Source organism: Alteripontixanthobacter muriae (genome assembly GCF_013336795.1).
Classification (GTDB): domain Bacteria; phylum Pseudomonadota; class Alphaproteobacteria; order Sphingomonadales; family Sphingomonadaceae; genus Pseudopontixanthobacter; species Pseudopontixanthobacter muriae.
Genome location: NZ_JAAFZT010000018.1, coordinates 1 through 13,602 on the forward strand (window position 1 = coordinate 1; position 13,602 = coordinate 13,602).

Sequence of the window (13,602 nt, forward strand, 5' to 3'; positions counted from 1 at the left end):
GCAATCTTCCAGTACATAAATGGCTTCTACAACACCCGTCGCCGACATTCATATCTGGGCGGCATCAGCCCACTCGCGTTCGAAGCCAAGGTGGCATAATGAGATAGGTGACCGGCACAAAACCGTTACAAGTCCAAAACAGCGTTTGCGCTGAGTAGGGGCAGAGCGGGAGGGCGATGACTTCAGAAGCAAGCTGCTCCCGCCTAGTGTCTTCGCGAGCTAATTCGCCACGCCCTGGCCGCAGTAATCCCCAGGGCGGTCACACCGGCAGCAAGTAGTATCCGGTTTTGCTTGGCAGCGCGCCGAGCAGAACCGAAGAGCCGCTTCGAGGGTTTGATAGGTTCTTCCGGGTCCATCAGCCTGCTTCTTGCCAGCGCAGCCTCCATGATGTTCAGTTCCTGCGGGTGCAGCTCTTGTAAGGTTGGCCCGCTTTCGCAGCGAACCCGCTCAATCACCTGCAACATGCTTCCGGAACAGCGTTCGAGCTCTGCCTCAATTATTTGCACCGACTTCCCAAGGTGCTCGGCCAGCAATTTCTTACGCAAAGCTGCGATCGTCTCTTGCACAAACGGCTGGCCTTCCGTTTCCATCGCAAGATCACATTCCGTATCAAGGGTCATGGAGCGGCCTGACATGTTGGACGATCCAATCCTGATGAAGCGATCGTCGACGATTAGCAGCTTCGCGTGGACGTATATGTGATCGCCTGAAGCATTGACGGGATGATAGATGCCGAGCCGATTATACCGATCGGCTTCTCTAAGATCGGAAATGATTAAGGCGCGGGCGCTGTCCATCGCCTCGGACTCCAGCCAACTTTCCGCCGAGGAAGGCAGCACAATCACGATTTCCGGTCCATCGCTCTCCTCCAGCTTCTCCTTAAGCGCGTCCGCAATCCGGCCGGAAGAAAGGAACTGGTTCTCGATATAGATACTATGTCGCGCCGAGCCGATGGCCTGCTTCCAGAGTTGCTCGATTTCCCTGATCTCTTCTAGGTCACCGTAGGAAGGACGGGTGCGGGCGATACCCAACGTGACGTTGAAGCAATCTGCAGTCAGCTGCGAGGGCCAAATCGTGCTAGTGCGGTTTGGAACCGGTAGTTCCTCCCCGGTAGCATTTTTCCATCGCCAACGTGCGAGTTCTCCAAGCGCCTTGGCTGCTTCTCCCTCTACAGCCAATGTCATATCGTGCCAGGGCATCGGGGCCTTGCCATCTTCCTTGCGCTTCTCATTGCCTGAAAGGTGATCGGATGTATCCCACCGGCCAGAAGTCATGTCGATGCCTCCGCAAAAGGCGACAACATCATCGATCACAACAATCTTTTGGTGGTGGCACGCGCCGGCCGGATGCTGACTGTCGAGCCGAAAATGGATGTTTGGCTTAGCCTGCATCTTCAGGAGCAACCAGGAGCCGAACTGCCGTGCGATATTGAACAGCATCGCCCCGTCCCACTGCAGTATGTAAATCTCCAGATCAGGACGCAAAGTGACTACGTGGTTGATGAACTTACGCAGCTGATCGGGTGCCCTTGCATGGCGGCTTCCCCGCGTCAGCTCGATTTCGAGGTCGAACTCCCATCCGATCAGATAGACGCTCTTCTGGGCACCGAGGATCGCCTCCTTCGCTGCCGCAAAATAATCGGCTGCATCCACAATGAAGGCTGCTCGATCAGCTCGCACCTTGCGCCAGCAGGTTTCCCCTTCGACCAATATAGGTTCGGCGCTGGATTGTTGAACAGACTCAGACATCCGCGACAGACTAACAGTAGTCGTGGGTGCGCTTCCAGTCCTGGTGTGATTCTCCGTAAAGCTTGCCTGGCCAGCCCGCTTCAACCTGCCTGTGCTCCGCGCTCGAGTTCAGGCGTTTTCACATATAACTTCTGCAGACAACAATCGGTAGAACATGGGGTTCAGCGAACCTTGGTGGATGGTATCTTGGATAAGCGAGCGAGTTGTCACGAGCAGGATCGTCAGAACGAAAAGGCTTCAGAAGACGGGACGGCGCACAGTGACCCCCGCTAGACCTCTTTGACTCGACAAAGACCGCAAACGAACAAGCTGTTTTTGAGCTCAGTTCCATCGTTCCTAATTTCTTAGACTTACTGGATAGCGGATATCCACGTTGAGGCATCACGATGCTCTGGTGAGCGACGGCGCGGTCATGACGGAACCATTGCATTTTTTCAATCATTGATGGCTGTGCCGGCATCATCCGAGCATCTCTGGAGAAAAACAATGGGAAAATATGGGCTCCCGTCGATCGTGGTGATCATCTTGGTTGTACTGGTGCTGCTTTGGTTGTTCTGACCGGCGCCAGAAGGACATGGCCCCATAATCGACTGCGGAACTAAACCTGCAAAAGGTGAACATGTTACTCGCGTGCGCAAGGGCGTTGCTAAGAGCCATGCTCAGCCGGCGAGCTCCATGTCACCGTGCCTACAGAAGGAGCAGTCGGCAAACGATGGGTTCACACAAGTGAGCTCGGGTTCTGAGAAGCCGCTGTCATAGCGAGGAGTAGCTTGCGTATTCGGCTGCATCATAGGAGAACTCATTGATCTTTCGTCAGTTGGTCGAACCAGAATCTTCAACCTACACTTATCTTTTTGGCTGGCGAGAGACTGGCGAGGCGCTGCTGCTTGACCCAGTGATGGAGACAGTCGAGCGCGACCTTCAGGTAATCCAGGACCTTGGATTGCGGCTTGCTTACACGCTCGACACCCACATCCACGCCGATCACATAAGCTCGGCTTGCAGGCTGAGAGTGCTTACTGGCTGCAAGGTTGCCTATCCTGCACAAGACGACCTGCCTTGCGCGGATATCGCAGTGGCAGAAGATCGCCCACTTAACTTGGGTGGCCTCAGGTTTCATCCGCTCTTCACGCCTGGCCACACTGATACACATCACTCCTATCTATTAGATCAGGGGGGCCAGGAGCGGGTATTTACCGGAGACGCCTTGTTGATCGACGGATGCGGTCGAACTGACTTCCAGAATGGCGACACGGCGGCTCTGTATCGATCAGTAAGGGAAAAGATCTTCACTCTGCCCTCCGACACGCTCGTATATCCGGCACATGATTATCAGCAACGCCGGGTGTCGACCGTGGCACAGGAGCGCGAGCGTAATCCTCGGCTGCACGATGGTGTTTCGTTTCCGGAATTCGAGCAAGTCATGAACAATCTCGACCTACCTTATCCAAAGAAGATCGACGTGGCAGTTCCGGCCAACCTCAAATGCGGGGACTGTCCTGAAGATGCAGTGGAGTTGCTGCACAAGATTGGCGGCAAGTCGCCGCAGGGTTAAACGTTCTTCCCGGTTCCGGTACCCCATTCCATCCATCCCGCCCACCGCGGCGTCTTGGGCATATAGCTCGCTCCGATCGGCTCCAGCTCAAAGCCGGCATTCCGCACCGCCTGCTCCACAGGGCGCGTAAGATGGCAGTTCCCCGCCATTCGCTTCCACAACGGTTCAATCCGCCGCTGCCATGTTGCAACGTCCGCATCGGGCGCTCGACCGTGTTCGAGATAGATAAATCTGCCTCCAGGCTTCAAGATTCGCCGCAACTCGGAAAGCACTTGGGCCTGATCTTTAACTGAGCAGAGCGTGTAGGTGCTGACTACCGTGTCAAAGCTGTCGTCAGAAAATGGGATAGCTTCTCCGGGAGCTTGGCGAAGATCTGCTTCCCAACCTTTCTGATAAGCGGCGTCACGGGCCTGCTCTAGTAATTTGCCTCCTGGGTCGATCCCCGTGAAGCTAGTGACCTGCTGCGGGTCATAGAATTGCTGGTTCAGTCCGCCACCTACGCCAAGTTCAAACACGTTTCCCTTCGCAAGCGGGACGAGCCTGCTGCGCAGCTCCATGATTTTCGGATCACCGCAAGCGCACCTGATGAGATGCGGGAGGATCGTCTCCTCGTACCAGTTTTTGAGCATCTTTCGTGCCTCCTGCTATACGACCGTGATAGCTTTGCGCAGACGCCTTCGAGCGCAGAAGTTCACTCGGGCCGCAGCGATGCAAATGCCTCGAACTGAGAGAGGTATACCCGCCCCGATAGTTCTTCCAGCAGGTGAGATCGTTTCAGGCGGTCCAGAACTGGACCTTTCACCTCGGAAAGATGCAGCCGAACCCCAGCGTCCTTCAATCTGCTGTTGATCACTTCCAGGCTCTCCAGGGCGGAAGCATCAACTGCATTTACAGCCGAGAACATGAGGACGAGATGCTTGAGTTCCGGGCGATCGGCAACCAGCTTCAATACGTATTCCTCAAGCCACCTGGTATTGATGAAGGTCAGACTTTCGTCGATCCGCAGCGTCAACAAGTCCGGCCTAGTCTCAACATCATGGCGTAAGATATTGCGGAAGTGCTGTGTCCCCGGGACAAGCCCCACGATCGCAGCGTGAGGTCTGGAAGCACGCCACAGATAAAGCGCCAGAGAAATGAGCACTCCGGCGATTACGCCGGGCTCCACGCCGAACAACAAAGTCAGACCGATGGTCCCCGTTATCGCGGCAAAGTCGCTCTTGGAGTGATGCCAGACTTCATTGATTATGCGCAAATTGACGAGACCGAGGACGGCGACAATAATGGTTGCAGCCAATACCGCCAGCGGAAGAAAGAACAGAAGTGGAGTGAGGAACAGGGCTGCGAGAGCGATCGCGAGCGCCGTATAAGCTCCAGCTGCGGGCGTTTCTGCCCCGGCATCGAAGTTTACCACCGAGCGGGAGAAGCCACCCGTCACAGGGTAACCACCTGTGAAGGCGGCGCCGAGGTTCGCTGTGCCAAGGCCGATCAGTTCCTGGTCCGGCTCAATTCTCTGCCGCCGCTTTGCAGCCAGCGTTTGCGCCACCGAAATTGACTCTACAAATCCGATGATGCTGATGAGCAGAGCGGGAACGAGCAAGGCCGACCACAGGGCGGGATCGAACAGCGGCACTGTCAGGGGTGGCAGGCCCTGCGGGATCGCACCCACGACGGCTACTCCTTCCCTGTTCAGGCCGAAAGCACCAACAGCGAGAACGGTGGCGAGAACTGAGATTGCCGGAGCGGCTTTCGCGATCAGATCACTTGACCGCTGCGGAATTCCCGCGGTGAGGAGCGCTCGACCCAAACCCTTTCGTGCCCAGAACAAAAAGAGCATTGTCGGCAGGCCGATCAGCAGCGTCGCCAGATGCACCTGCTCCAGATTTCTTGCGAGGGCCGGCAACAACTCAGGAAGCGTCTCGCCGGAAGCTGAAATTCCAAGAATATGCTTAGCCTGGCTGACGGCGATGAGGATCGCTGATGCTGTAATAAATCCGGAGATTACCGGATGAGACAAGAGGTTCGCCAGAAAGCCCAATCGAAGCAGGCCCATGGCCGTCAGGATCAGGCCAGAGATGAGTGCGAGAATGAGTGCTGCCGCGATATACTCGGGGGAACCTTGGATGGCCACGCCCCCAGCCGCTGTTGCTGTCATGAGAGAGACCACGGCGACTGGTCCGACCGATAGGGTCCTGCTGGTGCCGAAGACCGCATACATGAGCAACGGCGCGATGGATGCGTAAAGGCCAACTTCCGCTGGCAGCCCTGCCAGGAGGGCATAAGCCAAGCTCTGGGGTATAAGCATGATCGAAACGATCACGGCAGCGAGAAGGTCGCTGGTTAATGCGTCTCGATTGTAGCTCTTCCCCCAAGCAAGGATCGGTAGATAGTTAGCCAGCTTGTTCATTGGAGCGCGAGCTCAGTCTTCATTTTTTCGCTGTGAAGCTTCCCACAGCCCCGCGGCGCGGTTGCCCGTCTTGCAGAACGCCATCACGGGGCCATCGCTGTGGTTGAGCGCCTCGGCAAATGCCTCCACGTGCGTTCCGTTCGCCTGGCCAGGCACTACGGGTATATGCCAATAGTTAAGGCCATGACGCTCGGCCTCAGCTTTGAGGTCGCTTGAACTCGGCTGGTCCGGCTCCTCTTTGTCGGGGCGATTATTGATTATGCCTTTGAACCCAGCTGCTGCAATTCCGGCAATTTCGTCGGTTTGGATTTGTGGCCTTACAGTTAGCCTGTCGCTGAGGCGCTTATGTTCTGACATCTTGTTTTCTCCTATGCCGCAGAAGCGGACATTTTACTGAAACGGGCATTCGCGAACCGATGCAATATCATCCCGACGAGCATGGCCGCGACAAAGAGCCAGACCTGCCAGATACCCAGCACTAGGCCAGCAACTGCAGGTCCTGGACAAAATCCGGCCATTCCCCAGCCGATCCCGAACAGCGCCGCGCCGATGAGCAGAGGTCGGTCGATAGGGCCGTTGCGCGGGATGAAGAATTGATCCGCCAAAAGCGGCTGCTGCATTCGGCGGTGAACGAGATAGGCAAGCGCCGACGGAAGCAGCGCCGCGCCCATGACGAACATCATGGTTGGGTCCCAAGCGCCAGCGACATCGAGGAATGCCTGTACGCGTGCTGGGTTCACCATGTCGGACAGCACGAGCCCTGCGCCAAAAATAACTCCTACGATGAGAGCGGGCAGTAGATTACGCATGATCAACCTCCAATCACGTGCCGGGCGACAAAGACCGTTAGGATCGCGGCGGCCATGAACGTCACGGTGGCAGCTATGGAGCGGGGCGAGAGACGAGCCATCCCGCACACGCCGTGGCCGCTCGTGCAGCCGTTGCCCAGACGAGTTCCAACACCGACAAGCAGGCCAGCGATGATGAGTACCGCAGGTGATGCGGTAATCAGCACATCAGGAGTTCTCACGAACGCTGCGATCAAGGCCGCACCGATCGGAAGCCCGATGACGAAGGCTGCGGCTTGGCTCCAGGGCGTCCCGCTTGAGCTTATGCGCGTCGCGACAGCGGTCATCCCGCTCACGCCTGCGATACGGCCTGTCAGTAACAAGAAAATTGCTGCGGCGGTGCCGATAAGAAGACCGCCGGCAATTGCCACGAGTGGCGACAAAGGTTCCATGGCTAAACTCCTCAGCTAAGCTGGTTAATTGGAAGCTTGAGGTAGGCTGCACCATTCTCTTCCGGTTCTGGCATGTTTCCGCCGCGCATGTTCACCTGGATTGCAGGGAGAATGAGCTTTGGCTTTGCGAGCGTTGCATCGCGCTGGGTGCGCATCTCGACAAACTCGTCCTCGGTCACATTCTCGTGCAGATGTACATTTGCCGTCCGCTCAGCGAGCATGGTTGTCTCCCATACGTACTGTTTGCGATTGGGAGCTTTGTAATCGTGACAGAGGAAAACGCGGCTTTGATCCGGCAAATTCATCAGCCGGCGCACAGAACGATAAAGCTTTCGCGCATCGCCCCCCGGAAAGTCAGCTCGAGCCGATCCGTAGTCCGGCATGAACATAGTATCACCGGTGAACACTGCATCGCCGATCAGGTAAGCCATGTCGGCTGGAGTGTGGCCCGGCACGTGCAACGCGATGAGCGGCACGTTTCCGATGCGTAGCTCGTCACCGTCTTCAAGGAGCAGATCGAACTGGGAGCCATCGCGCTCAAAACGCGTACCCTCGTTGAAGATTTTCCCGAAGACCTCCTGGACCGTGACGATGTCAGCACCAATCGCCAGTTTCCCGCCAAGCCTCTCCTGTAAGTAGGGCGCAGCCGAAAGGTGATCGGCATGTGCATGAGTTTCGAGCAGCCACTCGACCGTAAGCCCTTGCTGCTCGACGTAGGTGATTACCTGTTCAGCGGACTTGGTGCTTGTAGAGCCGGACGCCTGATCGAAATCGAGCACGGTATCGATGACGGCCGCAATCTTCGTCGACGGGTCGTGAACGACATAGGTTGCTGTGAAAGTCGGTTCGTCGAAGAATGCTTTCACATGGGGTGCAGGCAATTCTCCGCGCAGGACGGCTTCGACCTGCTCAATAGCATCTTGTAATCTAATATCGTTATTCATGATGAACTCCCGTTCGCATTTTCGGCGTTCTCCAGCCCCAGCTCGGGGCAAAAGAGATCATGGAGAAGCGCGAGCAGCTGCGCTGCACGAGGATCACACACGCTGTAGAACACGTTTTGAGCTTCCTTGCGTGTGCTCACGAGGCGTTCCTCGCGCAACTTCGCAAGGTGCTGGGACAAGGCCGATTGGCTCAGTCCAACCCTTTCGACCAGTTCGCCAGCGGACAACTCGCCGCTTTCAGACAAGTGGCAGAGGACCAACAGCCGAGGCTCGTTGGCCATCGCCTTCAATAGGCTGACAGCCTCCCCTGCTTGTTTTTCAAACTGCACCAGAAAATCCACCGCACAACTCCATTAGATATAGCTAAATTAGGTTCTGCTAATTCAATTTCAAGTCTGATTCTCGAGATTGCCGAGTTGAGCAATTACCGAGAAGATGCACCAGCTGGTGGGGGGAGTAGGCGAGCAGGGCAGTTGCATGCTTGCGAAAGGGCGGCTTTCTCGGCTTTCAAGCTAAAGCAGACAGTCCGCAACCGGCCCAGTTTGGGACATCAGCGTTCGGCCGGTGGTGTACTAATCGGCCGCAAAGAGCTCCAGAAACTTTGCTGCAAAGGGCGATTTCTCGATCTCCGCAACCTGCACCCGGTTTCCCCAATGCAGTCCGTCGGTGTTGCCGAGAGCCACAAGCGTTAGACCGTCTTCGGGTATTTTGAGCAACATTCCCGCGTAGGCATCCGGCCACCAGCCACCATGCCAGACCAGTTGCCTGTTATTCCATCTCTGGTTCCACCAACCGTAGGCGTAATCCGCTTCGCTGCCGTCATCATCGCGCGGAGGCGTCCACATCTTGCTGCGTAAGGCCGGAGTCAGGATGCGGCCGTCATCAAGCGCGATCGAGTATTCGGCCAATGCAAGGGCGCTCGCGATGATCCCGCTCGATCCGTTCATTTCTGGATTGGGCAGTGCCGAAGGAGCGAGATTGTCGTCCTGCTCTGGCGCGTGGCGGAACGGCGGGGCTAACAGCCGCAGCGCATCTCCGCCGCGTGCATCGCGCCAGCCAGCAGCGATGTTTTTCAAGCCGGCTTTATCGATGACATAGCGCCGGATCCAGACATCGAACGGCTCTCCGGTCTTTTCCTCGACCCAGTTCGACAGTCGGCCATAAACGATGGGATTGTACATGAAATTGCTGCCGGGTTCACCAAGCACCCGCATCTGCAGCACATTTCGGAGACTGATTGCAGCCGCGCAGTCGATCGGAGGCGGAATGTAGCCGTCCTCGAGTGGCTTGCCGCCGCCGAAGATATTGCCGCTGGTAGACAGCCATTCGCAACGCTCGTCCCAGTCGCTCAACCCGGTGAATGGGTCGTCGAGATCTATAATCCCGTCCGCCTCCATCGCGAGCAATGTCCCAGCAGTGAAGGTCTTCGTGATCGAGGCCACGAGGTAACTCGTGTCTGCGGTTGTCTTCTCTTCCGCATCATGGTCCTGCCAGCCAATCCCCTCGGCGGCAACGATCTTTCCGTCCCTGACGATGGCATAGGACATGCTGGGCACATCATGCTCTAACCTGTATTCGCGGGCAAACCGGTCGAATTCAGCCAGTTTCTCTGTCAGAGAAAGTTCTACCACTTCCTGAGCATGTGCGACACTCGTGCCGATAAGGGCAGTGAGAAGAACAAGTGAAAGAGAAACGAAGAAGTGCATCGAGGTCTCCACGGCCGAGTGCGAGAAACCTATATCTTGGCTCCATGGCAGTCCACCTCACCAGAAATTGCCTGATTGCCCTTGCAAGGACTGTCTCAAGCTGGCGGCAGCACTCCTTTAGCACATGCCAGGTGAGCTTCTGCCAGGCGAGGCCTGACGAATAAGGGCCGCCAGATCACCTCCCGTGCAAGTTAGCCCTTGATGATATCAAGCCCTCAACTGAGACTTGATGCGTGGCATTATCCGGCGGCTGACGGGAACATCGCTACCATCCACCAACGACAATGTGCCGGTGCCGCTCGCATCGCGTTCAAGCCGCACGATGCAGGTGCTGTTCACGATGTGTGACCGGTGCACTCTCAGAAACGTATCTGGCAGACTGTCTTCCAGTCCGCTGAGGCTGCCGGAATGAAGCAGCGTTGCACCCCCTTCGAGGAACAGCTCGACGTAATCGCCCGCCCCCTGACAGCGGATGATGCGATCGGCAGGCATCAATGTGATACGGCTGCCGTCGAGCACGCTTACCGGGCTCGGGGCGGCACGCTCACGTGCCTGGTCGAGCGCAGCTTCAAGGCGCGCCGCATCGGCAACGGCAGCTGCACGTTCTCGCCTGGTGGCGACCAGCGCCAGCGCCTGCTGCACAAACAGAAACCCTAGCAGGGCGGCGACCGCGTAGTAAAAAGCAATGTCCAGGAACGCGAACGGTCCTAACAGGCACAGCGCGGCGAATGCGGTAAATGCCGCCAGATAGGCAGCCGCCCCCGGCTGACGTGCTGCCATCCAGCGGACCAGCACAACAACTCCTGCAAGTGTCGGGAGCAATGTCGCGAGGACGGTCTTCAGATCAAAGCCAGGCACCAGCATCAGAATGAAAGCGATCACACCTTGTGTGCCGAGCGTCGCCCGAACCCAGTACCACCTCGCAAAGCGACGCCAGAGGTGAGCGGTCAGGCAACTGCCGAAGCCGAAAGCGCAAAAGAGGATCGCCAGAAGTCGGAGATCATGCACCGGATAGGGATAGGTCCAGAGACCTCTCGACACCTCGGCAAGCAATTGACCGGCAGCGAACAGCGAAAGAAGCGCCAGCAGAACCGCATCACCGCGAAGCACCCTGCTGCCCGCAGCAAGAACGCCGAAGTAAAGCGTCGCGATGAGGAAAGCACCGAAGGTGATCAGCGCAGGCCAGTAGAGGCGCAGCAGGTGGTCGGAGAGAAGCCGGTGGCGGTCGATCAGGATCGCATGGACCGGCTGGGTCAAATTAAACATTCCATGCTGCGCCGACATGCGGATGGTTATCCGGTTCATGCCTTTGCGGAGCAGATCAGGCGGCAGGTAGAACTGTGTGTCCATCTCGCCGGCACGCTCCATATCTGCGGACGCTCCCGGCAAGCCGTTGCTGCCGATGGCGGTGCCGTTCAGATGGACGGTGCTCGCGTTCTTGCCTGACAAATACAGCGCAAGCGGTTCGCGCGCGATCCGGTCATCCGGTATTTCGAACCAGCCTTGCAGCTCGATGAGGCGCCCCTGTGGATCCACGTCACCTACACTGGTGGTGTGACAACTCGAAAGCAGCGCTGCTCCAGCTGACGCAGGCGAACATTGCACGAGGCGGGCTGGCGCGATCGGCTCCGCGCGGGCGGCGGAGACGCAAGACACCAGGAGAGCCAGGGCAAGAAGAAAGCGGCGCATGGCGGGTGTCTCTACCGTCTATCGTCTGGATTTCCCAACCGCTCACAGGACGAACGCCGCCGCTCGCCGACGATGCCTGTCCCGAACGCTGGAACTGCGTGACTTCTGGCGTTCAAGTTTCGCACCTTCGCCTTGCTCCCGCTTGCTCTCTTCAGAAGACTCCCTCGGCAAGTGAAACTCCAACCTCTTCTCGTGAGGAAACAAAATGATCTTCAGTTCGATAGCAGCATTCGCGGCGATGCTGGCAGCGCCGGCAGAAACTGCCGTGACGATCCCTGCAGCTTCAGAAATGCCGATCGTATTCGAAGCAAGTGACGGAAGCTCCGTTCCCGCACTGCGCGGGAGCCTCCAGGTGCTGGAGCGACGCGGGGATCCGGACAGCCGCCAGATCACGCTGCACTATGTCCGGTTCCCCGCCACGACAGCCGAGCCGGGCGCTCCGATTGTCTACCTCGCTGGCGGTCCAGGCGGATCGGGTATCGGCACGGCCAAGGGTGAGCGCTTTTCGCTGTTCATGGCATTGCGAGAGTTTGGCGATGTTATCGCTTTCGATCAGCGTGGCACCGGCGAAGCCAGCGATCTTCCTGATTGCACCTCAAATATCGTGGAGCCCGGAGATCGAGTCCTGTCCGATACCGAGCGCACAGGTCTTTACCGTGCCGCAGCCCGGGAATGCGCTGCCTTCTGGGAGGGCAATGGCATCGATCTGAAGGGTTATTCGACGCTTGAGAGCGCAGCCGATCTTGACGATCTGCGTTCGCATCTGGGCGCGGAGAAGATCAGCCTCTGGGGCATTTCCTATGGCACGCATCTCGCGCTTGCGGCAATGAAGACCATGCCAGAGCGGCTCGACCGGGTCATTCTTGCAAGTGCCGAGGGCTTGGCGCAGACGGTCAAGCTGCCCGCCCGGACTGACGCCTATTTCATGCGTTTGCAGAAGGCTATCGATAAACAGCCAGCGGCCAGGGCGATGTTCCCCGATATTCGCTCGCTCATGGATCAGGTTCATCGGCAGCTGGACGCCGAGCCCATATCGCTCTCTGTAATTGACAAAGACGGCAAGGAGCAAAGTGTCCTGATAACCCGCGCCACGATGCAAGGGATCGCCGCCGGTATGATCGCCGATCCTGCCAGCGCAGCCATTCTGCTCCACATGTATCGGGAGATCGCCGCCGGCGGCACAGGCATGCTCCACATGGTTATTCCGCGCTACTTCATGCCCGGAGGTCCTATACGCCTCTCTGCGATGCCGACCGCCATGGATGTAGCCTCCGGCATCAGTGAGGAAAGACTGACTTTGGTGACCAGACAGGGTCGCACCGCATTGTTGGGGTTGGCGCTCAACTTTCCAATGCCGCAGATACGCGATGAACTTTCTGAGCTCGATCTGGGCGACGGATTTCGTGAGGAAGCGCGAAGTGATGTGCCTACATTGCTGCTGACCGGAACATTGGACGGCCGCACCTACCCTGATGCGCAGCTCGAAGCGGTCGCGGGCCTCAGCAATCTCAGCCGGGTCACAATCGAGAACGCCGGTCACAACCTGTTTACGGTCAGCCCCGAAGTTTTAGCCGCTATCAACGCTTTTTTTAGAGGCACCGAAGTGCCAGACACGATTATAGCGCCTCTGCCGGATTTTACTTCGCCGATACCTGAGGGCTGAGTGGGTAGCTGCAGCCAAGCGATTTCCAAAGACTTCGAGGCGGCGGGAGCGCCAAACGGACCGGGCGATCGGGCTGCTTGACGCCCCCTCGATCACGTTAAAACTTAAAGGTTAAAGACCTGCCGCGAATGCAGGGTGATAGAAGATTGGGAGTAAGGGCGCTCTATCGCCTACAAGCATGGAGAGTTGATGCTCTGGAAATATCGGAGCACGGGTTTCGCAGCCATCTCCTCCTGCAAAGCAACCTTTTCGCCCTTTGGAAGAAAAGCTCTACAGTCGTCTCATTGGTTGGTGGAGCCGCTATAGATCGGCGCTGAACCAAGCCTCAGCGGAACGCTAGAGAAAGGGGAAGATCTTTCGAAGAGGCACCATGGCTCTGTTAGGGCGGGATTCTGCCCTCGCCAGCCTCGCGGACGTCCGGTCGTGCTTTATCGCCGTCTCTCGGAGACGACGGGCAGCGACTGGATCGGAATGAGCGGAAGCGAGCTGACGCGCTTTCCTAGCCAGTTGTGCATAGTAGATCGAGTCGCGTAGTTCGGTCACGTCGAAGATACTAGGGTCCGGACTCATTAGAGCCACCAGGTGACGATGGCTGCGATAGCGATTGTGGCCATAAAGGTCTTGATGTTGCGGTCGAAGCGGGTGGCGACCCG

General features: G+C 57.5%; 13 protein-coding genes. 3 read left to right on the forward strand and 10 right to left on the reverse strand.

Going from position 1 to position 13,602, the window contains the following annotated elements; translation table 11 throughout:
* Positions 1–99: IS3 family transposase (locus tag G7A66_RS14490; RefSeq protein WP_332310505.1), on the forward strand; the 99-nt coding region annotated here is incomplete at its 5' end.
* A gap of 104 nt (positions 100–203) precedes the next feature.
* Here G7A66_RS14490 and G7A66_RS06130 read toward each other — a convergent pair.
* Positions 204–1,748 carry a phospholipase D-like domain-containing protein gene (locus G7A66_RS06130; protein WP_174294826.1) on the reverse strand — a complete coding sequence of 515 codons (1,545 nt, stop codon included), beginning with the start codon at positions 1,746–1,748 and terminating at the stop codon, positions 204–206.
* 802 nt (positions 1,749–2,550) lie between these two features.
* Between G7A66_RS06130 and G7A66_RS06135 the strand changes: the two genes are divergently transcribed.
* Complete coding sequence (locus G7A66_RS06135; protein WP_174294827.1) at positions 2,551–3,303, forward strand: MBL fold metallo-hydrolase; 753 nt, start codon at positions 2,551–2,553, stop codon at positions 3,301–3,303.
* Here G7A66_RS06135 and G7A66_RS06140 read toward each other — a convergent pair.
* The 9 genes from G7A66_RS06140 to G7A66_RS06180 form a co-directional block, all read right to left on the reverse strand.
* Positions 3,300–3,932: a class I SAM-dependent methyltransferase gene (locus tag G7A66_RS06140; RefSeq protein ID WP_174294828.1), complete on the reverse strand. Its 633-nt coding sequence runs from the start codon at positions 3,930–3,932 to the stop codon at positions 3,300–3,302. The genes G7A66_RS06135 and G7A66_RS06140 overlap by 4 nt on opposite strands.
* Positions 3,933–3,994: 62 nt before the next feature.
* Positions 3,995–5,707 (reverse strand): SulP family inorganic anion transporter, encoded by a 1,713-nt coding sequence (locus tag G7A66_RS06145; protein ID WP_174294829.1) that lies wholly within the window; start codon positions 5,705–5,707, stop codon positions 3,995–3,997.
* 12 nt (positions 5,708–5,719) lie between these two features.
* A complete protein-coding gene (locus tag G7A66_RS06150; RefSeq protein ID WP_174294830.1) occupies positions 5,720–6,064 on the reverse strand; it encodes a TIGR01244 family sulfur transferase in 345 nt (114 codons plus the stop codon).
* An 11-nt stretch (positions 6,065–6,075) separates the two neighbouring features.
* Positions 6,076–6,516 (reverse strand): YeeE/YedE family protein, encoded by a 441-nt coding sequence (locus tag G7A66_RS06155; protein ID WP_206675092.1) that lies wholly within the window; start codon positions 6,514–6,516, stop codon positions 6,076–6,078.
* Between the two features lie 2 nt (positions 6,517–6,518).
* Positions 6,519–6,947, reverse strand: coding sequence for a YeeE/YedE family protein (locus tag G7A66_RS06160; protein WP_174294831.1), 429 nt, complete (start codon positions 6,945–6,947; stop codon positions 6,519–6,521).
* Between the two features lie 11 nt (positions 6,948–6,958).
* Positions 6,959–7,891: an MBL fold metallo-hydrolase gene (locus G7A66_RS06165; protein ID WP_174294832.1), complete on the reverse strand. Its 933-nt coding sequence runs from the start codon at positions 7,889–7,891 to the stop codon at positions 6,959–6,961.
* The gene (locus tag G7A66_RS06170) at positions 7,888–8,232 is read right to left on the reverse strand and encodes an ArsR/SmtB family transcription factor (protein ID WP_332310504.1); all 345 of its coding nucleotides are present in this window, start codon (positions 8,230–8,232) and stop codon (positions 7,888–7,890) included. The genes G7A66_RS06165 and G7A66_RS06170 overlap by 4 nt, the downstream gene beginning before the upstream one ends.
* 231 nt (positions 8,233–8,463) lie before the next feature.
* Positions 8,464–9,597 carry a serine hydrolase domain-containing protein gene (locus G7A66_RS06175; protein WP_174294833.1) on the reverse strand — a complete coding sequence of 378 codons (1,134 nt, stop codon included), beginning with the start codon at positions 9,595–9,597 and terminating at the stop codon, positions 8,464–8,466.
* A 207-nt stretch (positions 9,598–9,804) separates the two neighbouring features.
* Positions 9,805–11,286, reverse strand: a complete 1,482-nt coding sequence (locus tag G7A66_RS06180) for a LytTR family DNA-binding domain-containing protein (RefSeq protein ID WP_174294834.1) — start codon at positions 11,284–11,286, stop codon at positions 9,805–9,807.
* Positions 11,287–11,491: 205 nt separating this feature from the next.
* Between G7A66_RS06180 and G7A66_RS06185 the strand changes: the two genes are divergently transcribed.
* The gene (locus tag G7A66_RS06185) at positions 11,492–12,949 is read left to right on the forward strand and encodes an alpha/beta fold hydrolase (protein ID WP_206675093.1); all 1,458 of its coding nucleotides are present in this window, start codon (positions 11,492–11,494) and stop codon (positions 12,947–12,949) included.
* Positions 12,950–13,602 lie beyond the last annotated feature (653 nt).

Bases quoted from the DNA above. Each gene is read 5' to 3' on its own strand.
- G7A66_RS06180 (WP_174294834.1), bottom strand. From the start codon at position 11,286: ATGCGCCGCTTTCTTCTTGCCCTGGCTCTCCTGGTGTCTTGCGTCTCC.
- G7A66_RS06145 (WP_174294829.1), bottom strand. From the start codon at position 5,707: ATGAACAAGCTGGCTAACTATCTACCGATCCTTGCTTGGGGGAAGAGC.
- G7A66_RS06165 (WP_174294832.1), bottom strand. From the start codon at position 7,891: ATGAATAACGATATTAGATTACAAGATGCTATTGAGCAGGTCGAAGCC.
- G7A66_RS06130 (WP_174294826.1), bottom strand. From the start codon at position 1,748: ATGTCTGAGTCTGTTCAACAATCCAGCGCCGAACCTATATTGGTCGAA.
- G7A66_RS06175 (WP_174294833.1), bottom strand. From the start codon at position 9,597: ATGCACTTCTTCGTTTCTCTTTCACTTGTTCTTCTCACTGCCCTTATC.
- G7A66_RS06150 (WP_174294830.1), bottom strand. From the start codon at position 6,064: ATGTCAGAACATAAGCGCCTCAGCGACAGGCTAACTGTAAGGCCACAA.
- G7A66_RS06155 (WP_206675092.1), bottom strand. From the start codon at position 6,516: ATGCGTAATCTACTGCCCGCTCTCATCGTAGGAGTTATTTTTGGCGCA.
- G7A66_RS06140 (WP_174294828.1), bottom strand. From the start codon at position 3,932: ATGCTCAAAAACTGGTACGAGGAGACGATCCTCCCGCATCTCATCAGG.
- G7A66_RS06160 (WP_174294831.1), bottom strand. From the start codon at position 6,947: ATGGAACCTTTGTCGCCACTCGTGGCAATTGCCGGCGGTCTTCTTATC.
- G7A66_RS06185 (WP_206675093.1), top strand. From the start codon at position 11,492: ATGATCTTCAGTTCGATAGCAGCATTCGCGGCGATGCTGGCAGCGCCG.